Origin of the sequence: Candidatus Enterococcus moelleringii, from assembly GCF_017377575.1 — a bacterium.
Taxonomy (GTDB): Bacteria; Bacillota; Bacilli; order Lactobacillales; family Enterococcaceae; genus Enterococcus_A; species Enterococcus_A moelleringii.
In genome coordinates this window covers 162,117-186,840 of sequence record NZ_JAFREM010000012.1, presented here as the reverse complement: position 1 = coordinate 186,840, position 24,724 = coordinate 162,117, and the positions used below count along the sequence as shown (strand labels likewise).

The 24,724-nt window shown below is 41.2% G+C and carries 22 protein-coding genes; 20 read left to right on the top strand and 2 right to left on the bottom strand.

Annotated elements, in window-relative coordinates:
- Window positions 1-70: 70 nt before the first annotated feature.
- The 5 genes from JZO70_RS07780 (at window position 71) to JZO70_RS07760 (ending at window position 5,453) form a co-directional block, all read left to right on the top strand.
- Entirely contained in the window at window positions 71-601 is a 531-nt protein-coding gene (locus JZO70_RS07780) for a hypothetical protein (protein WP_207672985.1), read from the top strand.
- A 248-nt stretch (window positions 602-849) separates the two neighbouring features.
- Entirely contained in the window at window positions 850-2,364 is a 1,515-nt protein-coding gene (locus JZO70_RS07775; RefSeq protein WP_207672984.1) for an AcpB/EbpR/MafR family transcriptional regulator, read from the top strand.
- Between the two features lie 220 nt (window positions 2,365-2,584).
- Window positions 2,585-2,941 (top strand): hypothetical protein, encoded by a 357-nt coding sequence (locus tag JZO70_RS07770; protein ID WP_207672983.1) that lies wholly within the window; start codon window positions 2,585-2,587, stop codon window positions 2,939-2,941.
- A 267-nt stretch (window positions 2,942-3,208) separates the two neighbouring features.
- The gene (locus tag JZO70_RS07765; RefSeq protein ID WP_207672982.1) at window positions 3,209-4,354 is read left to right on the top strand and encodes a homing endonuclease associated repeat-containing protein; all 1,146 of its coding nucleotides are present in this window, start codon (window positions 3,209-3,211) and stop codon (window positions 4,352-4,354) included.
- Window positions 4,355-4,634: 280 nt separating this feature from the next.
- Entirely contained in the window at window positions 4,635-5,453 is an 819-nt protein-coding gene (locus tag JZO70_RS07760; protein WP_207672981.1) for a homing endonuclease associated repeat-containing protein, read from the top strand.
- Window positions 5,454-5,510: 57 nt separating this feature from the next.
- Here the strand turns inward: JZO70_RS07760 and JZO70_RS07755 are convergent, their stop codons facing one another.
- Window positions 5,511-6,605, bottom strand: coding sequence for a DUF3810 domain-containing protein (locus JZO70_RS07755; RefSeq protein ID WP_207672980.1), 1,095 nt, complete (start codon window positions 6,603-6,605; stop codon window positions 5,511-5,513).
- Between the two features lie 430 nt (window positions 6,606-7,035).
- Between JZO70_RS07755 and thrS the strand changes: the two genes are divergently transcribed.
- The 14 genes from thrS (at window position 7,036) to JZO70_RS07690 (ending at window position 21,067) form a co-directional block, all read left to right on the top strand.
- Complete coding sequence (gene thrS, locus JZO70_RS07750; protein ID WP_207672979.1) at window positions 7,036-8,976, top strand: threonine--tRNA ligase; 1,941 nt, start codon at window positions 7,036-7,038, stop codon at window positions 8,974-8,976.
- A gap of 335 nt (window positions 8,977-9,311) precedes the next feature.
- Window positions 9,312-9,986, top strand: coding sequence for an ABC transporter ATP-binding protein (locus JZO70_RS07745; protein ID WP_207672978.1), 675 nt, complete (start codon window positions 9,312-9,314; stop codon window positions 9,984-9,986).
- Window positions 9,983-12,454, top strand: a complete 2,472-nt coding sequence (locus JZO70_RS07740) for an ABC transporter permease (RefSeq protein WP_207672977.1) — start codon at window positions 9,983-9,985, stop codon at window positions 12,452-12,454. Before JZO70_RS07745 ends, JZO70_RS07740 begins: the two co-directional genes overlap by 4 nt.
- A gap of 298 nt (window positions 12,455-12,752) precedes the next feature.
- The gene (locus JZO70_RS22590; protein ID WP_278252596.1) at window positions 12,753-12,875 is read left to right on the top strand and encodes a hypothetical protein; all 123 of its coding nucleotides are present in this window, start codon (window positions 12,753-12,755) and stop codon (window positions 12,873-12,875) included.
- Window positions 12,872-13,555, top strand: a complete 684-nt coding sequence (locus JZO70_RS07735; protein ID WP_207672976.1) for an ABC transporter ATP-binding protein — start codon at window positions 12,872-12,874, stop codon at window positions 13,553-13,555. Before JZO70_RS22590 ends, JZO70_RS07735 begins: the two co-directional genes overlap by 4 nt.
- Entirely contained in the window at window positions 13,552-14,751 is a 1,200-nt protein-coding gene (locus JZO70_RS07730) for an ABC transporter permease (RefSeq protein ID WP_207672975.1), read from the top strand. The genes JZO70_RS07735 and JZO70_RS07730 overlap by 4 nt, the downstream gene beginning before the upstream one ends.
- A gap of 295 nt (window positions 14,752-15,046) precedes the next feature.
- Window positions 15,047-15,805 (top strand): ABC transporter ATP-binding protein, encoded by a 759-nt coding sequence (locus tag JZO70_RS07725; protein WP_207672974.1) that lies wholly within the window; start codon window positions 15,047-15,049, stop codon window positions 15,803-15,805.
- On the top strand, window positions 15,792-17,882 hold the full coding sequence (locus JZO70_RS07720; RefSeq protein WP_207672973.1) for an FtsX-like permease family protein: 2,091 nt from the start codon (window positions 15,792-15,794) through the stop codon (window positions 17,880-17,882). The genes JZO70_RS07725 and JZO70_RS07720 overlap by 14 nt, the downstream gene beginning before the upstream one ends.
- A gap of 260 nt (window positions 17,883-18,142) precedes the next feature.
- Window positions 18,143-18,403 (top strand): hypothetical protein, encoded by a 261-nt coding sequence (locus tag JZO70_RS07715; protein WP_207672972.1) that lies wholly within the window; start codon window positions 18,143-18,145, stop codon window positions 18,401-18,403.
- Window positions 18,404-18,518: 115 nt separating this feature from the next.
- Window positions 18,519-18,707: a hypothetical protein gene (locus tag JZO70_RS07710; RefSeq protein ID WP_207672971.1), complete on the top strand. Its 189-nt coding sequence runs from the start codon at window positions 18,519-18,521 to the stop codon at window positions 18,705-18,707.
- 240 nt (window positions 18,708-18,947) lie between these two features.
- Window positions 18,948-19,310: a hypothetical protein gene (locus tag JZO70_RS07705; protein WP_207672970.1), complete on the top strand. Its 363-nt coding sequence runs from the start codon at window positions 18,948-18,950 to the stop codon at window positions 19,308-19,310.
- Between the two features lie 266 nt (window positions 19,311-19,576).
- Entirely contained in the window at window positions 19,577-19,933 is a 357-nt protein-coding gene (locus tag JZO70_RS07700; protein WP_207672969.1) for a DUF6483 family protein, read from the top strand.
- 463 nt (window positions 19,934-20,396) lie between these two features.
- Window positions 20,397-20,774 carry a type II toxin-antitoxin system RelE/ParE family toxin gene (locus tag JZO70_RS07695; protein WP_207673038.1) on the top strand — a complete coding sequence of 126 codons (378 nt, stop codon included), beginning with the start codon at window positions 20,397-20,399 and terminating at the stop codon, window positions 20,772-20,774.
- The gene (locus tag JZO70_RS07690) at window positions 20,771-21,067 is read left to right on the top strand and encodes a helix-turn-helix domain-containing protein (protein ID WP_207672968.1); all 297 of its coding nucleotides are present in this window, start codon (window positions 20,771-20,773) and stop codon (window positions 21,065-21,067) included. The genes JZO70_RS07695 and JZO70_RS07690 overlap by 4 nt, the downstream gene beginning before the upstream one ends.
- A 679-nt stretch (window positions 21,068-21,746) precedes the next feature.
- Here JZO70_RS07690 and JZO70_RS07685 read toward each other — a convergent pair.
- Window positions 21,747-22,610, bottom strand: coding sequence for a LysR family transcriptional regulator (locus JZO70_RS07685; protein ID WP_207672967.1), 864 nt, complete (start codon window positions 22,608-22,610; stop codon window positions 21,747-21,749).
- Window positions 22,611-22,717: 107 nt separating this feature from the next.
- Between JZO70_RS07685 and JZO70_RS07680 the strand changes: the two genes are divergently transcribed.
- Window positions 22,718-24,637: an aconitate hydratase gene (locus JZO70_RS07680; protein WP_207672966.1), complete on the top strand. Its 1,920-nt coding sequence runs from the start codon at window positions 22,718-22,720 to the stop codon at window positions 24,635-24,637.
- Window positions 24,638-24,724 lie beyond the last annotated feature (87 nt).

Here is a 24,724-nt window from a genome sequence, read left to right as displayed (position 1 = left end):
ATTAGCGGCATGTTACACTTATGATGTAAGCGTTTCTTTTCCGATGTTTAAGAAAAAGGGGACGATTAAAATGACTCGTAGTAGAAAAAACTTCAAAGCTATCTTCCACCATTCACTTTTCGTACCGATCCTTCTTCTATTTTCCTGTCTATTTCTGATAACTGGCTGCAATTCGACAAATAACGAGACCAATCCTGAAAGCAGAACAGAGTCCCATAGCGAATTCGAGTCAAGAGGACAGCTGAATGCCGAGCTGGATGATCTGCTAGCCCAGCGGAAAAAAGAGAAAACCTCCAATGACTACAAATTTATCGAAGCAATTAAGCTGGAAGAAGATGATACGTTAGCCGTTACGGTGGCTAGTCAATTTGCGGTTTTTCGTTCCAACGGAGATCGTAGGAACATCCTCCACACTGCTCAGGATTTAGCCCTGCCGCTGATTGCCGATTATTTGAAGCTGTCTTCGGGAGATCAATCCCAGGGTATTCCCACTAAGATCTACCTGCAAGATAAATTGTATGGCGAATCGCTGGAGGAGGACAATGCCGAATTTGAATGGCATATTTTCAATGTCAGCGAAGAAACCGATACAAGCAATTAGCTGTATTTGGCAAGAGAGGAAAAGACCCCCGTTCTACTGAAACAAACTAACAAGCGGCTTAATGGACGAGTAGTCCGTTAGGCTGGTTTTATGCTTTGGTGATAAATAAGGACTATTATTCTATTTGCCAAAAAATTCAATTCGCAGTTTTTTTATTTACTATTCTTTTGGTATAATTAAATTATCAACTAGGTGAAATAAATGTTCATATCCAATAACTAATGTTGAGGGAAAAAGGAGGAGATCGGATGAACTTTCGTGAAGTTCTGGGAAATAGCACCACACGTAGGATGCGATTAATTGAGGAATTGTATTACAATCGGGACGGCTTTCCAAGTGACCAGCTGTTAAGCGAACTAGAGTGTTCTCTGCCCATTTTGTTGGATGATATACGATTAATTAACGAGCAAATCGACAATTTTCAGATTGAAAAATATAAAGGCATCTATCGTTTGCTGGTTCAGGATCGGGTTAGTATTGGGAACATGTATGCAGATATTCTAATCAATTCGCCAGAGTTTCAGATTATTGAGCAGCTGCTGTATGAGGAATGCGACAACATTACGAACTTAGCTGATCGGTTGTACTTAAGCGTTTCCAACACCCAGCGCTGTTTGAAAAAGGTCAAGCTTGCATTAGAAAAGGCAGGCATGCATCTGCGTTACCGGCCATTGCGTATCGAAGGCAAGGAAAGTGTTATTCGCCATTTTTATTACTATTATTTTATCGAGAAACAAAATGCCTTTGAAAATCTTTTACCCATGCTGAAGGACGAGCAATTCAACGCAATTGAAGAGTTTGTGATTGAATTTATTGAGAAAAACGGATTGTACCGGAAATATATTTTTCAAAAGCGCCTGATTTACAATGTCTATGTCAGCCTATGGCGGATTAAAAATGGTCATGAGTATCCAGCCAATGAACTGCGAAAAGACGGGTTTATTTTACCAGATCCGCAAACCTACAATGATTTAGACAAAACGACAAAGGAGCTGTTTAATGTTCCGCTGACTGACGAAACCGTCCGGGATTGTCTATGGTTGATCTATTCTGATGCGGTAGTTTTCAGTATCAAGCATCGGGAAATGGCTTTGGCAGATAATTCCCGCTACCAAATACTGTTTCGTCAGCACTTTGAATTGACAAAGGAGTTTAATAAGTTGACCGGCGGTAAGATGGATCAGCGGGGGCTGATTGATACCACCACTGTGCTGCTGAATGACTGCTACCTGTATGACCGCAATGGGGCGTTTGTCTCGATTTTGCGCCGCAGCCGGAATACCTTCTTATCCTTAGCTTCGGTTATGTACCAAAAGCCTATCGAACGGGTAAAAGAGATCGTGCAGGAATTTGTAACCAAATATGCCATGTATCGCGAAGAAGATTTTGTGATGAACTATGTCTATTTGCTGTTAACCGCTGAAAGGGACAGTTTGCCGATGCTGATAGAACAAAACAAAAAGGTCCGCATCTTGCTTTTGTCTGATTTGACGCCGACAGAAGAGGACTTTTTGGCGACGCATATTCGCCGGATGGCGCTGGGCAATTTTGAGATTTACTGTTTCGAGCAGGTGGTGGAACGCAAGCAGGGGATGTATAAAGAGATGCTGAACTTTGATGCCTTGATTACCACCGGTTCAGTGGAAGGCTTGCCGGATGATTTTCCAGTGATTGTGATGGGGCCATATGTGACGACGAAATCGTTAGTCAGCATCCAGAATTTAATCAACGAACTTTCCTTGAAGAACGAATTGGCACAATAAAAAATCTGAATCATCGCAAGAAGAAGTTTGTCTATCTTCTTGCGATTTTTTGTGTTACAACGATAAATAATTCGGATTATTAATGCTTCCTATGATTATTGAAGGAATTTAAGGATGCTTAAAATCTAGATTTGTGCAGCGTTTGATCAGCAATTTATAATTAAAGGTGTAAAGGACCGTACGCACCAATTTGGATAAAAAGAAGGAAGAAGGGATTCCCATGAACAAGCACACCTTAAGAATTCTCACATTTTACCTTGCATCTTTACTAACCTATGCTGCTAAAATCGTCATCAGCACAAATCCTGCCAATGAGCTTCTGCGCTGGATCGGCGGGGCCTTGCTTGTCATGGGCCTAGTCTACTTTTTCTTTGAAATTCGCTCCAAAGCGCCTTATTTTTACGGATCAAGTCAATCGGCCGGTTCAAATGCCAATGCAGCAATTGTAGCAGGAGTAGGCTTAGGGATACTGGCTTTCAATTTAATCGAGGTTTTTCTTTTTGGAACCCTTAGTGTGGTTCTGTACATTGTGATCTTGAGTTTTTTCCTGATCAATTGGGAAAGAAAATCAGGATGAGGCCTTTTTCAAAGAAAATAGCTTTAAATAGGAAGATAAGCGATGTGTAATAATACATATGCTTATCTTTTTTTATTGAGGGGAAATCTATTTGAAAAAAAGCGTCAGAATTTATCAAAAATTTGCTATATACAGACATTTTCTGACGATCATTTGGTATAATTAATCTGTTAGACCTGCAATGTAATTACATACGAATATGTTTTTTTTGACGGTCTGTGTGAACAGCCTGTCGTACTTTTCTTTACTATTGAGGAGGATTTACACGTGATACACATCAGTGATGAGGAGCTGATAAAATCAGTTCAACAAAGAGCAGCTGTATTAGGAAGGACGCCGCTTTCAAAAGAATTTAGGTATTATTCGATGGCCGCTAGACGGTTTGGCAGCTGGAATAATTTTCTGAAGGCCGCGAGATTAACCCCTAGCAAGGTAAGCAAAAGCGAAGCTTCAGACTATCCTTCATCCAAGAGTGAGCTGATTGACGAATTAGTAAAATTAAGTGCTGAGCTGGGAGAAACACCCAGAAAAGCTGATTTTGCTTATTATAAAAAAGCGCTTGCTCAATTTGGTTCATGGTCAAACTTCGTCAAAAAAAGTGGACTGAAAAAGCGCTCAAGGGGCCTGAGCGAGGACCAGCTGATTGCAGCGATGAAAGAAAGAGCTGCCGAATTAGGCTATACGCCGCTTGCCTCGGAATTCAAACACTCCCAAACTGTCAAAACAAGATACCCTTCTTGGGAGAAATTTGTTAAGAAAGCGGGGTTACCGGTCAACAATAAATCCAAATTCGCCAAACAAAAGAAACGAGCACTGATAAATGAACTCCGGCAATTACGTGATGAACTAGGAGAAACCCCTCGTTCAGCTGATTTCAAACACTATAATCAAGCGATCAAAGCATTCGGCTCATGGGCCCGCTTTATCGAAGCCAGCGGACTGAAAAAGCGGACTCGAAAATCTAAGGTAAAAAAGCAGCCTAAAGAACCTAAGGTGAAAAAACAACCGCGAAAACAACTCACCTCAGAGGAGTTAATCCAATTGGTTCAAGCAGAAGCAAAGAGAATCGGACAGACGCCGGTTTCCTATAGATTTCCCGACTATACAATGGCTGTTAGGGAATTTGGCTCATGGGAAAAATTTCTTAAAGCTGCAGGGCTGAAACCCCATAAACCAGTTTATGTAAAAACGAACCAATTATCAGAAGAAGAGTTGATCCAGGAATTTATCCACTTAAGTAACATAATGGAAGAAACCCCTCGTTCAGTTGATTTCAAATACTACAGACAAGCATTCCAGCTTTTTGGCTCGTGGCCAAAATTTGTTAAAGCCAGTGGATTAGAGCCCCGAAAGCGTGGCAAAGATGCACCCTCAAAACAAAAACACTGGTTGGATTTACGACTGAGATATTAATTAGATCATCATTTTGATCATACTTGAAACAGCTGGTCAACTGTACATTGACCAGCTGATTTTTTGTTTACAGCAATCAGCTTTTCTTGTTTTCTTAAATATATTGTTTTGTTATACTATAACTGCAATTAATTTCCGCACATCCTAAAAATATAAAAGATTCTGCAAAAATTATCGAAAATAGCGTATCTTTCTAAAGAGCAGGAAAGGTCGGCTTAAAATCCTTTCAAGTCGATTGCGACTGATGGGAGAGTCATTTTTTTATCAGGGAGGTTTCAGAGTGAAAAACATCAGTAATGAAGAGCTGATTCAGCTGGTTCAAAAAAGAGCAGCTGAATTGGGACGGGCACCAGGGAGCGCAGAATTTAAAAAGGCTACCATAGCTTGCAATCGCTTCGGATCTTGGACTAATTTTCTTAAAGAAGCTGGTTTGATCCTCCAGCTGGATAAGCAAACGTTGATTGACGAACTGTTGAAATTAAGCAAAGAACTTGGCGAAACGCCTCGTATGAATGAGTTTAAATATAGAAATGAAGCTATTAATCAATTCGGCTTATGGACAACCTTTATTGACGAAAGTGGCTTGAAAAGACGTTCCAACGTAAGGATTTCCAATCAGGTGTACCTTCGAGAGGTCCAGCAAAAAGCGGCTGAGTTAGGTCGGATACCCAAGTCTTCAGACGTAGACAATCCTTTTGAGATCATCAGAAGATTCAAATCATGGGACAATTTTCTCGAAGCGGCGGGGTTGATCCCAAGTAAGAAAGTTTCGAAAAAAGATTTATCCAAGGAGAGTATCATCAGAGAATTTATCGAATTGAGTGAACAGCTGGGGGAAACACCCCGTGTGAAGGAGTTTCCTTACCAGACCCAAGCCGTTAAGAAATTCGGCTCGTGGACAAACTTTGTCAAGGCTACTGGATTACCACCCCGGAAAAAGGGCTACAGCAGAGAGGAACTGATTCAAGCGGTCAAAGAAAAAACAGCCGAATTAGACCGCGTTCCGACTGAGGATGAGTTTAAGCTAAGTGGACATGCAACGCTAAAATTTAAAACGTGGAAAGCATTTTTGAAACAGGCCGGCTTGGAGTCAAAATAGCGGGTTACAGAATAAAATGAGCCAGACCTGTTTTTGCATTCGGGTCTGGCTTGTTTTTTATTCAGAATTTCGCTGATGCTGCTGTTCCGCCAACAACAGCTCCACCATACGGCCATAGCTGGCAACGCCATCTTTTTGGTTATTGGCTTTTAAGTAGGTGTTATTTACGTTGGTTGAAAAATCATAAAACTTGCCCCGATAACGACGGAAATAGTCTGAATTATAGGCACGATCTTGCTGAACTTGCGGCGACAAGCGACTTTTCACGGCGTTCGCTTTTTCCGGACTGACTCGATTTAAGGCTGAAATAGCGTAACTGAAGGCCAAAGATAAGCCGCTGTATTTCATCAGCGGATCCTTTACTTCTTTACAGGCGAGATAGGCGATAAAGTTTGCCTCGTCTTCCCGCATAAAACCTACTTGATGGGCCAGTTCATGGGTCATCGTTGCGGGAATCGTGTAGAAGGGAACATCCCGGTTGACGTTTGATTCCATCGTGAATGGGAAAAACACACCGGTGATTCCAGCACTCGACATTATTTTTGAGAGCAGCACCGGCTTAGGATGGGAATAAAACGACCGCTCCAGCACAGGATAGTCATCGGCAAGCTCCTGCATCGCGTCAACTGATTTTTCAGAATAGGTCGCAAATTCTGTCGAAGTATAAATGTCCGTCGGCAGCTCCTCGCGAATTTCCACCAACTCATCCGCTAAATTGGCACAAAGCTGCCCCAGCTCCCCTTGACTGCTATGACCGATATCATAACCAGTATAATCAGTGAAGGTATAACGATAATAATTCAACCCGCACAGCAGCGTGAACAGGAAATAAATCATACTGACGATCGCTAGCACACTTACTATGCCACGGTACACCAGCATTTTTCGTTCCTTTTTCGTGACAATGAATTTCCGAACAGAAAAAATAATAGCAATTAAGCAGGCGACAATGAATAGCAGCATCAGCCATTCAGTTACCGAAAAAGACACCAGCGACGGCAAAAATCCGACAACATTCGCCAAAACTGGATAAATGGTTAAGCTGTAGACTGTCTCAGTCCAAGCTGGATGAAGCCGGGCATATTGAGTTAGTAAAAAAGCCAGTATACCGGGGATCACCCAAAACCAGCGTTTTAAAAAGTAGTTTCGCATAATTGCTCCTTTGATTGCTTATAAAATAGCTTAGCAGGAAAAACAAGAAGAATTGAACTGTTTTCTCATTATAGCAAACCAACATAATCGGGACAAACGTGGGGAAACGGAATCCCCCTTCTTCGCTTGTTTGTAAAATTTCCTTGTAATTTTCAAAATTCATGGGTATACTGTTAAAAATTGATTAGAGAAAAAGACACGAATCCTTGATCTAGATTTTTAAGAGAGGAAAACCTCGGCTGCAAGTTTTCCAAATCCTCAAGGCTTTACCACTTTTTTCAGACCTTTGCTAAATCCAAAGGCGGTCGTCCCGTTATCACGTTCAAGGAGCTTTTTGGAGCTCAAACTTAGGTGGAACCACGATAATTCGTCCTAGTATCTTAAATGATGCTAGGACTTTTTTATTATTCAAAAATAGGAGGAGATTTACATGTCAATCAGAATTACTTTCCCAGACGGAATGAAAAAAGAGTACGAATCAGGTGTAACAACTCTGACTATTGCTGAGGGGATTTCTAAAAGCTTAGCTAAAAAAGCCTTGGCGGGAAAATTAAATGGTGAGTTGATCGATTTGAATCAGGCCATTGAAGAAGATGGAACAATCGAAATCGTGACACCAGATCATGAGGATGCATTGGGAATTCTGCGCCATTCTGCGGCTCATTTGATGGCAAATGCCCTGCGACGCTTGTTCCCGAATATTCACTTTGGTGTTGGGCCAGCGATTGATTCAGGATTTTATTACGATACCGATAACGGCAAGCAGCCGATCACTTCTGAGGATTTGCCAGCGATTGAAGCAGAGATGATGAAAATTGTAAAAGAGAACAACCCAATTGTTCGTAAAGTTCTAACCAAAGAGGAAGCTTTAGAAATCTTTGGCGGCGATCCTTACAAGGTAGAACTGATTAATGAACTTCCCGATGATGAAATAATCACTGCTTATGAACAAAAAGACTTTATTGATTTGTGTCGCGGACCGCATGTGCCGACAACCGGTCGGATTCAGATTTTCCAGCTGTTGTCAGTGGCAGGTGCTTATTGGCGAGGCAGTTCAGAAAACCAAATGATGCAGCGAATTTACGGTACAGCTTTCTTTGATAAAAAAGCGCTGAAGGAATTTATCAAAATTCGGGAAGAAGCCAAAGAAAGAGATCATCGGAAATTAGGCCGAGAATTGGATCTATTTATGATTTCCTCAGACGTGGGTTCCGGTCTGCCATTCTGGTTGCCAAAGGGTGCGACTATTCGACGTACCATTGAACGTTACATTACAGATAAAGAAATTAGTCTGGGCTACCAGCACGTTTATACTCCGATTATGGCCAATGTAGAATTTTACAAAACTTCCGGCCATTGGGATCACTACCATGAAGATATGTTCCCGCCAATGGACATGGGGGATGGTGAGATGCTGGTGCTGCGTCCGATGAATTGTCCACACCACATGATGGTCTATAAAAATGATATTCACTCCTATCGCGAGCTGCCGATTCGAATCGCTGAATTGGGGATGCAGCATCGCTACGAAAAATCCGGGGCGCTGTCTGGTTTGCAGCGGGTGCGGGAAATGACGTTGAACGATGGGCATACTTTCATTCGTCCAGATCAAATCAATGAAGAATTCAAGCGTACCTTGGATTTGATGATTAATGTGTATGCGGACTTTAACGTGACCGATTACCGTTTCCGTTTAAGCTATCGCGATCCTAACAACACCGATAAGTATTTCGATGACGATGCTATGTGGGAAAACGCCCAGAAAATGCTGAAGGGTGCGATGGATGAGTTAGGTTTAGAGTACTTTGAAGCAGAAGGAGAAGCGGCCTTTTACGGACCAAAACTGGATGTTCAAGTGAAAACAGCCTTAGGCAATGAAGAAACACTGTCCACTATTCAATTGGATTTCTTGCTTCCCGAAAGATTCGATCTAACTTACGTAGGAGCAGACGGTGAAAACACTCATCGCCCAGTAGTCATCCATCGCGGAATTGTTTCCACCATGGAACGTTTTGTTGCTTATTTAACTGAGGTTTATAAGGGAGCTTTTCCTACATGGCTGGCACCAATTCAAGCAACCATCATTCCCGTGTCGGTGGATATTCATAGCGATTACGCTCATGAAGTAAAAAGACGTTTGCAGGAACAAGGTCTGCGGGTAGAAGTTGATGCTCGGAATGAAAAAATGGGATACAAAATAAGGACTTCTCAAACACAAAAAATACCTTATCAAATCGTCGTGGGAGATAAAGAGGTTGAAGACGACTCTGTAAATATTCGCCGGTATGGCAGTAAAGAAACAGCTGTTGAAAGTCTGGAGCATTTTGTGCAGACGATGATGGCAGATGTTGCGAAGTATAGTCGAGATTAGAAGATTTCGGAAATTGTAGTCAATCAATAAGTCCCTATATACAAAAATGTCCCTACTCAATTAAACAAGTTGGGTGGGGACATTTCTATTTTCAAGATCTTTCAGTCATAAAAGTCTTGTTTTTGATCATAATCAGACCCGATTAGCAGCAAGCAAGAAATTGCATCTACTAATTTCTTACAGGAGAAAACAAAAAGCGTACTTCTTATATCTGATGTGCTATAAAAATGTATTGTCGATAATTATATAGACACTCGTTAAATCAGTATTGTATACTGTTTTTGTAAGGTATTATTATATAGTACAAACCCGACGCAAAGAGGAGGTACGGCCAAATGAACAATGAAATTATCAAACTACTCTCCCTCACCAAAACCACCAGCGATCAGAAGGTTATCTTAAATGACATCAACTTCTCCGTCAACAGCGGCGAGTTTGTCTCGATTATGGGGGCAAGCGGCAGCGGAAAAAGCACGTTGCTGAATATTATTGCCGGCCTGGACGCTGAATACAGCGGTGAGGTGGACGTTGCTGGGGTCACCTTCAAAAATCAAAACGAGAATCAATTAGCTGATTTTAGAAATGAGCAGGTTGGGATTGTGTTTCAAGAATACAATTTGATCAATTCCTTGACGGTGCTGGAAAATATCCGCCTGCCGTTGTATTTTTCTGCGACTAAACAAAATTTTGCGACCGCCGAAGAATTAGCGGCCGATCTTGGTCTAAAAGATTTGCTCAAAAAATATCCTTCCCAACTATCCGGCGGGGAGCAGCAACGAGTTTCCATCGCCCGAGCCTTAATTCGACAACCGAAATTATTATTAGCCGATGAACCAACTGGTGCCCTGGACAGTAAAAACAGCGAAAATATCATGCAGCTGTTCAAAGAGATCAACCGACAATTTGGCACCACCATCGTGATGGTGACTCACGACGAAGAAATGGCCAGCTACAGCGAAAGGATCGTGCGTATTCATGATGGGGAAATAATAGGAGATGCGGCGTTATGAAATTTTTGCATCTATTTAAAGTATACAGTCTCCGCAATTTCGTTGAACATAAGCTATTGGTCTTCGCCTGTATCTTATCGATTGTCTTGGCTGCAGCCAGCACTTATTTTATGTCGACGTTGACTGATTATTACCAAGATACTGCAGCTGAAGAAATTTCCAAGGTTAATGGCCATGCTGCGATTAAAATTCAAGACAAAGACTATTTCCAACATACATTTTCTGATGACCAGGTCAGCTATTTAACAAGTTTGCCGAACACTACTTATTCAACCGGGCGGCAAATGGTCACGAATGTTATGATAGACGATCAAATTGGTAACGTTTTTCTAAACGTGATGATTAAACCACAAGAAAATTTCCAAAAGCTGAAAAAAGACGAAATTGTGCTGAGCAGTAAAGCCGCGGATCGTTTGGGGGTTCAAGTGAATGATCAGCTGTTTGTAAAGCTGCATTCGCAAATAGAAAAGGATCGCCTGTTTACGGTAAAGGAGATTTTGCCATCCAATCGCTACCTAGATGCTTCGGATACGGAGATGGAATATTCGGAAAACATGATTGGCAATGCTTGGGTTTATTTGCCGGATGAGCCAGTTCAGAATGTGGCCTATTTAGATTCTCCAAGTAAATCAACCATCGAAGAAACCAAGAACGTCTTTTCGCTAAACTTTTCTACCCGTACCCACGAGGAGCTGACGGAAAAAATTGCGCCAAGAATTGAGCTGCGACTCCAAGGATTGAAATTAATCGGGGCGATAACCTTCATTATCAGCGGGATTTGTGTCAGCTGCGCTTTTTTGTTCTTCGTGACACAACGAATGAAGGATTACGTGTTGATGAAAGTAATGGGGATGAAAAACAAACAAGTGGCGGCGTTTATTCTTTTGGAACTGCTGCTGATTACATCAGTGGGGTTAGTAATTGGTCTGATTGTTGGACATATTGGCAGTGTCGCCTACGTGTCTTCGATTGCTAACTCGACGTTGAAGTTCTTTTCACTGGGGCAGCTGAAAAATGTGCTGCTGGTTACGGGATTGATTTATTTAGAAACCTTGATTTTTTCCTTGATTCCAATATCTTGCGCGCAAGCCGTTTCTTTCCAACTTTTCAAAAAGAAACAGGTGAACTTGCTGAAGGAAAGTCGCATCAAGCTGAGTATTTTTGTGGTGTATCTTTTGCTGTCGCTAACTATTTCCCTGTATCTAGGATCTTTCTCAGGCTTCATTTATTTGCTTGGGATATTGATCCTTTCACTGCTGGTGTTTGTCATCAGTTATGTGGGCATTCGTTTAGTCAGCAGGCTGCGTTTTGTCATAAAAAACAAGTACTATCTTGCGTTTTCGTCCCTGAAACAAACGAGTGGCATGATTGCTTTCAGCACCACCATTTTTACCATATCACTGATTTTCATTTTGATCTTGATCATGGTTCCCAATTTTATTACTTCTTTTTCAGGAACGCCTCAAGAGGAGAAGAGTGGGGTGGTATCAGCGGTTTACACAACCTCCTCCGACAGTGTAGTGCCAGTAAGTTCAAAGCTGCAGACCCATTCGATTGAGGACTACACGTTGGATTATTCAGTAAATGGACAACTGCTGGAGGTAAACGGTGATTCCATCGAGGAGTTTGTTTCAAAAGCCGGGGTTGTGGATGTATATGTATCTGAAACAGCGGCGAATTTTGACCGATTGTCTGTTAATATCAGCCAGCGATTCTTAGAAAGTGTCCAAAAACAAGAACTGGAAAAAGGACAGTGGTTGGACTATGAAAAGGAAAATCAAATCGTTCTGAATCCGTATATGTATGTATCCTCCGACAACTATAACATTGGCGATAAAATCCTTTTATCTATTGAAGGAGAAAGCCAGGAGTTTACTATTTGCGGTTTGCTAAGAAGCAGCAATTCCAGCAAAGGAATTTTCGCTTATATAAATAATTCGGCTTTCCTCAAGCAAAATGTGCTGCTAAAAAGTGTGCCGCAGTTTAAGTTTTACAATAGCAGTTTTGAAGAAATTGCTGGTGAATTAATCCGCGAAGATCCCGATGGCTTCTTAGAAAGAGACAGCGACTTCTTAGGGATCGTCAAAGTATTTCTGGATGATCAAAAAGCGATTTTTAACAATATGATTGTGGTGAGTATTTTCTCTAGTCTGTTCTTGCTAGTGTGTATTCAATTTATCGTGAATTATCAACGTTTAAACGATTATCAAATCATGTTCAGCTTTGGACTAAGCAATCAAAAGCTGAGAAAAATCATGCTTTTAGAAAAGCTGGTCATCAGTTTGATCCAATCTGTGACCATCGCTTTATTCATCGAGCCGCTTCGTTTCCTGACCAGCAGTGAATTTAGTGCTCAGGGATACCAGTTTAACCCTGCTTACTATGCAATCCTTTGGGTAATAATTGCTGGGATTAATTACTGTAGTTATCTGCTGACCCAGGTGAAGGTGAGGAGAACTATCCACTAAAAATCAATAAGAATCTTGAGCATTTAAAAGAACCACTATTTGCGAATTGCACCCGCGAATAGTGGTTCTTTTATGTTGGAAATATCGTTGCATTGGTGTTTACAAATATCATTATTCACCAACTTGTATAATTAAATGAGGAGTTTATGCGTGAATTTTCATAATCTTTGTATTCGTTCTATTTAAAGAATATGATGACTCCAAAGCTTGAAGAGAGCTAAGTGAGCAGTATTAGACGAGTCTATTTTCGTTGCCTACTTTATGAGTAAGAGCAGCGAAATATGAGAGGAAGTACGAAATGGAAACGAATACAATGTCAGGAATCAAAGAAATGAAATATGATGCTGCTGATCATCACTGGATCATCAGCAATCCAGACAAAAAACTGACCGATGGCGACAAAGTTGAGGTGCGCAAATGATCGAATTAATTGATGTCAACAAATATTATGAATCTGATGAAGAATCGCTGCACGTGATAAAGGATGTGAACCTTCATATTGATAAAGGTGAAATGCTGGCGATCATGGGTCCTTCAGGCTCAGGGAAATCGACCTTGATTAACCTGTTAGGCTTTATCGATCGCAAGTATGAAGGTACTTATTTATTTGAAGGATCGTCATTGGTTGAAAGCAGTGATCGGCTGCTTTCAAGCATTCGTAATGAGGCAGTAGGTTTTGTCTTTCAAGGGTTCAACCTGATCGAAAACAATACGGTTTTTGAAAATGTTGAGCTGCCGCTTTTATACAATCACCATAGACACGGGGAAACTAAGCATAAGGTGGATGAGGTTTTAGAAAAAGTAGGGATTTTGGATAAGGCGGGTAAGTATCCGAAACAACTTTCCGGCGGTCAGCAGCAGCGGGTGGCCATCGCCCGAGCGTTAGTTAATTCGCCAAAATTTTTAATCGCCGATGAACCTACCGGTGCGCTGGATTCAGGGACTTCAACGGAAATCATGGAACTATTTAAAGAACTGAATCTGATTGAAGGCATTACCCTGATTCTTGTCACCCATAACCCAGAGCTGATCCCCTATTGTTCGCGGATGATTACCATCAGAGATGGCGCCATCATCGAAGACAAGGAGCTGATTTCGTGAAGTTTCTTGTAAACTGGCAGACCGCCATTAAGGCGATTCGCAATAACCGCAAACGGAGTCTTTTGACAATGTTCGGTATCGTCATTGGCATTGCCTCGGTGATTACAATTATGGCCCTTGGTCGCGGCTTTGAAAAAGATACGATCAAAAGTTTAACTGATTCAGACAGTGAAGAGATCAAAGTCCAAGTCAATTTTACTCCCGATGATACGAGTCTCTATAATGGAACGATTGATCTCATTCAGAAACCGGATATTGACATGGTCCAGCAGGTGGACGGTGTGAAAAGTGCTGATTATATTAGCGATAATATGGACTCTATCTACAAAGAAATTCCTGTGAAGCAGAAAAAAGAAAATAAACAGATCGATTTGGTGGCTCGTTCCAACGAAACCCCGGAGGTTGGCCGAGATCTAACAGACTACGACAATGATTCCCATCAAAAGATCGCACTGGTGGATAGCACGACAGCCAAAGATCTGTATGACAAGAAAGAATCGGCTTTAGGCCGCGGTGTAGATATCGAGGGTCATTTATTTACCATCGTTGGGGTTTTTGAGGGATCGGAACTGGAAAGTATGTTCTCGATGCCTGAATCCAATGTAAAGATTCCGAAGAAAAGCTACTATACCTACTTTGATAAGGAGGTATTTACTAATTCAGTGGAGGTAATGATCGCTGATGGATATACACCTAGTGTTGTAACTAGTGACGTGATTAAAAAACTAACCAAAAGCGGCACGATGACCAGTATGGGTGAATATACCACAACAGATACGGCCATGTTAACGGACGGCATCGGGAAAATCATGAGCACTTTGACGTACTTTATTTCAGCAATCGCCGGCATCTCGCTGTTTATTGCCGGGGTTGGTGTGATGAACATGATGTACATCTCTGTGTCAGAACGTACCAAAGAAATCGGCATCCGCCGAGCATTAGGGGCTACCGAGAATTCGATTCGGATGCAGTTTCTGATGGAGGGGGTCACATTGACGCTGCTGGGTGGTTTTGTCGGCTACATCATAGGAATCGGCGTGGCTTATCTGATCGGAAAGCTCTTAGGAATTTCCGTTTCCATCGATTTGTTTACGGTTTCCTTGGCAATTGGCGTTTCAACGGCTATCGGAATTGTCTTCAGTGTGATGCCGGCTGGAACTGCTGCTAAGAAGGATTTGATTGATATATTGCGGTAGATAAAGCTGTTGCGAGTAAGAAAAGTCAATGAAGAAAGCTGAAGTGAAATTCTTTTATTAGAATTTTTACATCAGCTTTTTTAGTCGTGTATTCAACCAACATCTGCCCTTCCGCCGACACTCAAATGATTGTTTAGATCACACTGTAGCTTGAAGTTTCCCTCTCATCATAAACCGCTTACCAAACTTTACAAAAAACATGTCAAACTTTACATTTCCGGGTCTATTTTGGAGACCCAAATTCTTCTATTATAAAAGAGAAGATAGGGATTTAAAAAATAAGGAGGAGTTAAGTATGTTACAGGTCAATCATTTATACAAAAGCTACCAAAGCGGGAATGTTACTTACAATGTGTTGAAGGATGTGTCTTTTACCATTCGTAAAGGGGAATTTGTTGGAATTATGGGGTCATCAGGTAGTGGGAAAACTACTTTGCTGAACTGTATCTCTTGCTTTATTCCTTATGAAAAAGGCGAAATTTTGCTAAACGGCACGAAGATCGCTGCCTTAGACGAAGAACAAATGGCGGAAGTTCGGAACGAAAAACTAGGCTTTGTCTTCCAGGACTTTATGCTTTTAGACGGACTGACAATTTTTGAAAACATTTGTCTGCCAAAGATCATTAAAAACGCTCCTTACAAGAAGATGGAATCCCGGGCCAAGAAGCTGTTAACCATGTTCGGCATTCGCGAAGTGGGCAATAAATATCCGGTAGAAATCTCTGGTGGTCAAAAGCAGCGGACTGCCGTAGCTCGTGCATTAATGAACAATCCATTATTGATTTTAGCCGATGAACCGACAGGAAATCTGGATAGTAAATCCGGAGCAGCGGTTATTGGTGCTTTTACCGAGGCGAAAGAGGAGCTTGGGGCAACTATTTGTATGGTTACCCATGATAGTTTTTCAGCTAGTTACTGTGATCGGGTAATCGTCATGAAGGATGGACATATTTTCAAAGAAATGGTTCGTTCTAGTCGTCCAACTGCCTTTCACGATGAGCTGCTGCTAGTATTGAAAGAGCTGAATGGGGGCGTCGGCAATGAACTTGGATAAAATTTTCGATAAGCTGCGGCGTTATAATCGCGGCAACTATGTTCAGCTGATCTTTTGTATCGCCTTTGCGGTCTTTTTGATTACGTCATTTTCAGCGATGCTTTTTAGTCCAACGATCTTAACGGTCTTGCCGGTAGGCGGCGATTCTCGTAAACAAGTCAATATGATTTTTGTGATTGCCTTAATTGGCTGTTTGATGTTTGCCATTTATGCCACTGGCTTATTTTTCAAATATAAAAGTCGGGAAACCGGCGTTTTCCTAGCGTTGGGTGCCTCAAAAAGAGTCTTGACTAAGACCTTTTACAAAGAGCTGGCAAAAATCTGGGCAGCTTGTACCTTGGTTGCGTTAGTTCTGGGGAATATTGCTTCCGTGATCATTTGGCAATTGTTCCGGGTGCTGGTGATTGATACCAGCCAGATGCCGTATCAATTTTCTATCACCGGTACGCTGGTGGGCTTGATGTTTGCGGTAGTCTTGGGTCTTTGTATCTTTGTGATGGCGTATATCTTTATGAAGCGCAGTAATTTGATGGACATCCTAAACGAACAACGGAAAAACGAACCGATCCAAGAGGTGACGCGAGCTTACGGGTTAACCGGGTTGGTTATGACCGTATTGGGGATACTGCTGGGCTATGTGGTGCCATTTGCTGTGGCAAGTGCCTTCAAAATCAACCTGCCTGGCCTATGGAATGCCACTTACCTGATCTCGATTGTGGGGATTTATCGTCTGGTGACCTATTTGATTTCCCACCATGAACGGGGCAAACGGCCGCAAAAGTACTACAAAAACATTATTCCCTACAGCATGATGAAATCCCAAGGGAAACAAACGGTCCGCAATATGTGTGTTATGGCTTTGTTAGTTTTAGCGAGTATGTTCGCTTTATTCTACGTGCCGATGTCTGCCACCAGCTACTGGCAGATTGATGATAGTCCGGTAGATTATTCGTTGGTGTATCCAGCTAATATCGATGAATTGAACCAAGAGGATATTGAGAGTCTAGCGGCTAAGCATGACGTGAAGGCAACCGATTATATGGAAGTCGACTTCGCTGAGCTGCTAGGCAGCGGGATTGAACGTGACTGGACAGATAGTGGGAAATTAGTGGAAGAGTACCAAGAAAAACATGAATACGCTGAATTTATCAGTGCTTCGGAATATGAACAAATTACTGGTAAACAGCTGACTGTACCGCAAGGAGGCTATTACATCTTTGTAAATGGTCCTGAGGATACGTGGACCAAGTTCGATGATATGGATCAGGTCACCAATCCAGCCACAGATGAAACCTTCAAGTTAAGTTTAACTGGAACGTTGGATGATGATAAAGAGCTGTTCCATTTAGCCACCAATCGCTATGTGCTGAATGATGCCGATTTTGAGGCTATTACAGCGGGCATTTCAGAAGATCACCAAGTGAAACAACTGATGTTCAATGTGGAGGAATCCGAGGCTGAGCAGGCTTTTGCTGAAGAAGTTTTTAGCGAATTCATCGCTAGGGCACCGGCAGAAATGGCGCGAACCACCACCTATGATGCCTATCAATCGGAACAGGCGAAGCTTGCCGGTGAGCATTATGATGGGGACATCGTGATGGAGCTTGATACCAGTAATCCTGATTTGCGGAATTATTGGAAATATTATCCGAGTATCAAAACCGTCATGAAACAAAACTTTTTACGGGATATGGCCGTGTTCTTCCTGCTGTTTGTCTATGTTGCGATTATTTGTTTAGCAGCGGTAGGGATTATTGCCTACACCCGCAGTATCACGATTGCCATCAACAACAAACAGCTTTTTGAAGATTTAACCAAGCTGGGGGCTAATAACAAATACATTCGCCGCACCGTGAACTCACAGCTGACGAAGATCTTTGTTTACCCAACTGTGATCGGCGGAGTAGGGATGCTGTTTATGATGTTCTTGATTTTCGTAGTCAACGATGGTCGGTTCTCTCCTTCAGAAATGATCGCCTACAGGTATGATTTGCTGATATTTGCAGCGGTGTGTGTATACATCTTCATTCTGTACCGTGTATCCTTCAAGAAGATGCTGCGAATTCTAAAAGTGTAAGTTTTGAAGTAATTCAATCGAAGATAGGTAACGTGTGTTTGCACATTGCCTGTCTTCTTTTTGTGTGCAAGAAAATAGATAGAGTAACTAAATCCCTTTATTCTGTTAGGGGGATCTGTTTTATTCAAATTAATTATGAACCATAAAACTATTGAATGTATTTACCGATCGTTAAAATCTAAATTTGTGCACGGTTGAACAGACAGTTTATAATTGTATATGTAAATAGTTGCCTAATAATAAAGTTAGGAGAAATGATCATGATGAGTAGAGATGTACAAGTTGAGGACAAATTAGTAGAAATATTCAAGATTCGGACTTCATTTGATCTGAATGATTGTATTGATTATTGGGAGGAGAGCTTTTTCGGGAGTGAGCTTTCTTTTACCACTAGAGAGGTTGCTTTGGCTTTTCTGGATATTCGTGACGAATTTGGTGTAATGATTCCGAGATATTTCATGAACGGGCGTGGCTGTATCACTTTTCGGCGGGTTCTAAACAAGGTGAAAAGTGAGTTGTAATATTTAAATGAAGAAGGCAATTAGAGGGCATTTGTCAACTGATTGAAAGATCGGGCCAAGCTTGCGGGAGACTTGGCTTTTTCTTTTGGCAATTAAACGAAATGAGGATATCCAGATGAAAGTTGAGAAAAAAGGACGAAAGGTCGTTACACTGTTCGCTCGAGCCTGTTCACTATTGGCAACCTTCTTACTCGTGGCTGATTTTTTTGTTGAAGGGAGAGAGAACTTTTTCTTTTGGTCGGTCCCGGGGCTGTTTGTTCTAAGTATTGTGCTTTATACCGGGATGTATCTTAGTGAACTATAGCGTCCCATAATTGATTCGGAGAAGAAGATAGGCAAGTGTCGTGTGCACATTGCTTGTCTTTTTTTTATGTACGTTAACCGACGACTTTTATCATTCTTAAGTCCGATTGTTCAATCTATTTCAGCGTGCTAATGTTAAACCAGAACTAAAAATCGGTCAGAAGTTAGGACATGTTCAAGCTAATCTGAATGATAAATAATACTAAAAAATGATAGGACACCAGAGAAGGGAAGTAAGACGATGGCTTTTGAAGAAGATTACTTGGTAAGGCAGTTGAAGACGATCGGCGAAGCAGCCGGTCGGATTATTGCTTCAACGTTTAGCTTGGAAAAAGGCAGCATCAATCTGGGACAAGTGGAAGATGAAAATGGCAAGCTTGTATCAGGAAACCAGCTTTTGGAAGAGTACCTGGAGGAAAGAAAAATCCATGAGGCCTTTTTACTGATTGAATCAAAGAAGTATAGTTTGTCCTATTTAGACATGTCAACGCTGACTTCTTTCTTCATAAAATATCTGAAAGAATTACCGGCTGATGAGAGAGTGGCACTGAATATTAGCCCGGAGAAAATCGATTATTATCAGGAGAAATTGGAGGAGTTGTAGAAAATCGATTAACTGAATCAGGTGATTGATTCAATCAATACGCCGCATCACTTGATGGAACTATATGCTGCTCCGAATATAGGTTTAATTGGGGGTTGCATTGTAGACTTATAATAGTACATTGACAAAGTCTATAACGATTATGAGGAACGAGAAAGTGAAATAGAACATGTAAAACTGAAAAGGACGCACAAATTTTGATACTGTAACTTTATATCCATAGAAAATACAGCATGTAGGTCATAATATACAAAGGAATGAATATAATGCAAGATGATTGGTTAATGAAGCAACTAACAATTGTGCCGTTAAAGTTATCTACGGTAAAAGAAACTAATGATGATCCTTTAATTGACGTGGAGGATGACATAACTGGTGAACGTAGATCTGTTCCACTCACTCAACTTCTACTCGAAAAAATAGTATTCTTGAAAATATCTGAAGCTGAAAATATACTCTTTGAAAGCTTGGGAAGGCTTTCAACATCACAAATTAGAAGTACCGCTGAATGGTTTTATAATAAACTTGATGAACTAAGTGAAGATGATTTGAAGCGAGGAGGTTTTTCAAAAGAAGAAATACTTCAAGGAAAAAGAGATATTGAGAAAACCATTGACACTTAACGGACGGGGACATTCAATAACCCTGTTCGGTGAGTGTCATTGCTGTATTGAGAAGAAAGTGACTGGAGTATTGTATGTAGATGCCTTGCTAGAAGTATTGAAAAAGAAAAACTGCTTTGTTGATGTTGCCAACAGAAAATATAAGTCATGCAGTAAGAGAGTACAGCATAATTAGCCAGTCTTCAAAAGCTTATAATATCAATAAATGATAAATATTGAAAAGCATGGTCTGGATTTTCTTCACCAAGCTTTTTTTGAGTGGTTACTGAAGATTTTAATTTAGGAAGTTAGGTCCATAGATAGGCCCTCATCTTTTATGCTATAATATACATTGAGACGAGTTCATATTTCTTTCTTCTTGTATAATATATAGAAATATTTTAACCCGTGAAAACATGTTCTACTTAGCTCATCGCTAGTCAGATTGAGAAGCTAGATTTATCTGTAAAGGTTGTGATGAAGCATCAAATACAATATAGAGTTCGAGTATTATGTAACTGAACTAGGTAATTGTCCGTTTCAAGAGTTTTTAGATGAATTATCGGAAAACGACAGAGATGATTTCTTGATTCTAATTGAGCAGGTTGAAATAATTGGTTTTCAACAATCTCAAAAATTAAGATTAACAAAGAATATGTCTGGTCAAGATAATCTGTTTGAACTAAGATTATCTGGCGAAGAAAATGAGCAAAGAGGCTTGTATTTTAAATATGACAAAGGCAAATACCTAATCACTCATGGCTTTACTAAAAAGACGCAAAAGACACCTAAGAAAGAAATAAAACGTGCAACTTCAATTAAGAAGAATTTCACTCAAAGAAATCGAGGTGGCAAGGATTGAATACAAAAGAATATATCGAAAATCGTTCTAAAACAGACGAAGAGTTCGGCAAAAGAATTGAGAAGAAACGTCAGCTTATGCCATTTGCCATTTCCATTCTAAATGTCCGTGCTAATTCTGATTTAAGCCAAGAAGACTTAGCGCAATTATTGAACGTTACTAAACAAGATGTTGACGACTGGGAAAAATGCCGAAAGGCTCCCGACGCAGATATATTGCCTAAATTAGCGAATGTTTCACATCATGCAGTGACAATAACTTTTGAGCCAGATCCTAATGTTGCATATGGCTAAATAGTATTTCCTCTCAAAAATAGTACCTTTGAACGTCCTTGCAAAATGTAGGGATGTTTTTCTTTGCCTCTATCCTGCTGCTTTTTCGACCGGGAATTGCCTGAAGCTCTCCTGATGCTGGTTTCTTCTCTTGAATGTATGTAGCGTAGAGCTGTTGGCTCTTTCGAAACGGAAAGACTAGGTAAAATGCAAAGTGAGACGCTCAAGCATGGATAACCATCAGCTGAAAACTAGACCACAAGATCATTAAGCACAATAGAAGGGCCCATTTCTACCTGTTAGTTTTGGTGTCTAAAGCATTTCTGTAGATCTCAGATAAGTTGATGTAACCTTGTAAAATTCACCCCATAACCATTCAATTGTCAACGAACAAACAGCAGCCCCCCCTAAATAAACCATTCTTACCCATAAAGAAGGTGCGGCGCGCACGCACATTCAAAGCAGCAACGTTTAGCTTGGAAAAGTACGTGGAGAAAAGAAAAATCCATGAGGCCTTTTTACTGATTGAATCAAAAAAGTATAGTTCGTCCTATTTAGACATGTCAACCTTGACTTCTTTCTTCATAAAATATCTGAAAGAATCACCTAATGGCTTACTCCGTCACTTACGGTCAATAAAAAGTCTACCACTGAATTTGTTGGTAGACTTTTTTACGTTTTGCAAAATGCAGGTGGACAATCAGATAGAGAAATCATAATTCTGAACAAATTCAATAAAGCTTGAAGTGGCTGCAGAATTAAAGGATTCCTTCGTGTAGCAAAGCCACGTGCTTCGGGAAAAGGGTTGCTGATTCAACCAGTGCAGCTCCTCCAAATAGCCATCAAAATTTTTCAAGCCGGTCTTTGGTAGTATGGACCAGCCTAATCCTTGTTTGACTAATTCCAGTGCAGCATCGACATTACTGGTGCTGAAACTAATATGAGGACGTTCAGAAAAGCGTTCGTCCCACCAGTGCTCGATTTGGTAGCTTAAGTGTGAGTCTGTTTGATAGTGAATGTAGTTTTTATGCTTCAATTCGTCAAAAGATATTTCCTGATGATAGGCAAGGCAAATCGGTTCGCTGAAAAGCAGTTTTTTCTCGGCCTCCCAAGCGTGGCCTTCTCGGAGAATCGCTACAGACAGATTTTTTTCTTGCAGCTGGCGATAGATTTTTCTGCTTAAATCGGTTTGAATAAAAAAATCCACCTTCGGATAAGCTTCCTTAAATTTTTCCAGAAGTGAAGGCAATTTGTAATGAGCAAAAATGGGGGTTGTTCCCAATCTTACTGTCCCTTGAAGATCGTTTTCTTCGGAATTCATTTGATTCAGCATATCATTATAGGCGTCCATAATTTTTCGACAGTGAATCAGAAAAATTTCGCCAGCAGGTGTGAAGGTGATCCCGTCATGATGACGAATTAATAACGGCTTTCCTAAGTAAGCCTCCACCTTTTTGATCCTTTTTGTCAAAGCGGGTTGAGACAAGAATAATCGGTCGGCTGTTTTAGTGATGTTTTGTTCTTCGAAAAGTGCTAGAAATAATTCGATATCCTTAAAGTTCATAGCGATCTCCTCATAACTTTTAGTAATGGCTGACATCAATATAAATCATTTTACATTATACCTCAATCCGCTAAAATTAAGGAAGTAAGAGAAAATGAGGGATAAACATGGGGAAAACAATCACAGAGAAACTTTTAGCCGAATCATTAGTGGAAGGCGAACTGATCAGAGGAAGCCGAATTGGTATTAAAGCCCATCAAACGTTGGGACATGATCTGAATGCGGTAATGACTTTTTTAGCTTTGGAATCTTTAGGTATTGATCAAGTAAAAACAGAAGTTTCCGTCCAATACATCGATCACAATATGCTGCAGGCAGATTACAAGAATGCCGATGATCATCGCTTTTTACGGGAAATGACGGCTAAGCTGGGAGTGATTTGTGCCCGTCCCGGCAGCGGTATTTGCCATCAATTGCATTTAGAGCATTTTGGCATTCCGGGCAAAACCTTAATTGGCGGTGATTCTCATACCACTGCCCAAGGAGCATTGGCGATGTTTTCTGTCGGTGTGGGCGGGTTTGATGCCGCGATGGCGATGGCAGGTGAGCCGCTTTATATCACCATGCCTAAAATCGTGAATGTACGACTCACTGGACAGCTCCAACCCCAGGTCTCGGCTAAAAATATTATTTTTGAAGTGTTGCGACGACTCTCGGTTCGAGGGGCCGTCGGAAAAGTTTTAGAGTATACCGGTCCTGGAGTAGACAGCCTAACTGTAGCCGAACGATCTACAATTGCCAATATGGGGACCGAAACAGGGGCAACTACCTCGGTTTTCCCAAGCGATCAAGAGACACGAAAATGGTTGCGAGCCTATGGTCGTGAACAGGATTGGCAGGAAATTTCAGCTGATGCAGATGCTGTTTACGATGAACAGCTTGAGATTGATCTGACTTCACTAGTCCCATTGATAGCACTCCCTGGATCACCAGATAATGTAGTACCGGTAACCGAAGTAGAGGGAACGAAGATTGATCAAGTGATGCTGGGCAGCTGTACGAATACGGCTTTAAACGATATTTTATCTATCGCAAACATTTTAAAAGGGAAAGAAATTTGCGGGAGTGTCGATGTTGGCCTGTACCCATCCACGCGAACGGTGATTCGAGAGAGTATTAAGCGGGGTGCTTATGACGATATCTTAGCAACAGGCGTAAGATTCTTTGAGCCCAGCTGCGGCGGATGTAACGGATGCGGCTACGCACCACAGAGCAAGGGCGTTTCGATCCGAACTACGCCGCGAAACTTTCACGGACGCAGCGGTACAAAAGATGATCAGGTGTATTTATCTGGGCCAGAAATCGCCGCTGCTTCTGCGATTACTGGTGTAATAACAGACCCACGACGGCTGAACGTTCCAGAATTCACCTATGAATTACCGGAAAAATTTATTGAACCGGGAAATCTCTTTTATCCTAATGAAAAATACGCAGGACCGATCCATTATGGACCCAACATCAATCCCATTCCGACATTTTCTGAAATGCCGGAGCAGTTTACACAAAAAGTCCTGCTTAAATTGCCAGACAATGTGACAACCGATCAAATCTGTCCAGCAGGTGCGCTGTATTTGCCTATACGTTCAAATATTCCCAAGATCGCTCAACATTCCTTTATGCTAGTTGATCCCGAGTTTCCTCAAAGATCCAAAAAAGAACAAGGCGGAATTCTGATTGCTGGCGAAAATTATGGGCAAGGCTCCAGTCGAGAACAGGCCGCGATTATTCCTCGTTATTTAGGAATAAGCACAGTGATCGCCAAAGGGTTTGCTCGTCTGCATTTAGCCAATATGGTGAATTGGGGCTTACTGCCGTTGCAATTTTTAAAGGAAGAAGATTATCAGACACTCGAGCCTGAAGATGTATTGAACATTCAAACTGAAGATATCCAAGTGGATGCGCCATTTAAAATACTGAACCAAACCAAAGGCTATTCGTTTTTAGTCAATACCCCCATATCAAAAGAAGAACTAGCAGTCGTGCGCTGCGGAGGAAGAATCAACGAGCTGAAGCAACGTATTACGTAAAAAAGGAAAGAAGGTGGATAAAATAGATAATCATTTTGCAAAATTGGTTGAAGAGGAACAACAAAGAATCGCTGATCTTAAAGCCAG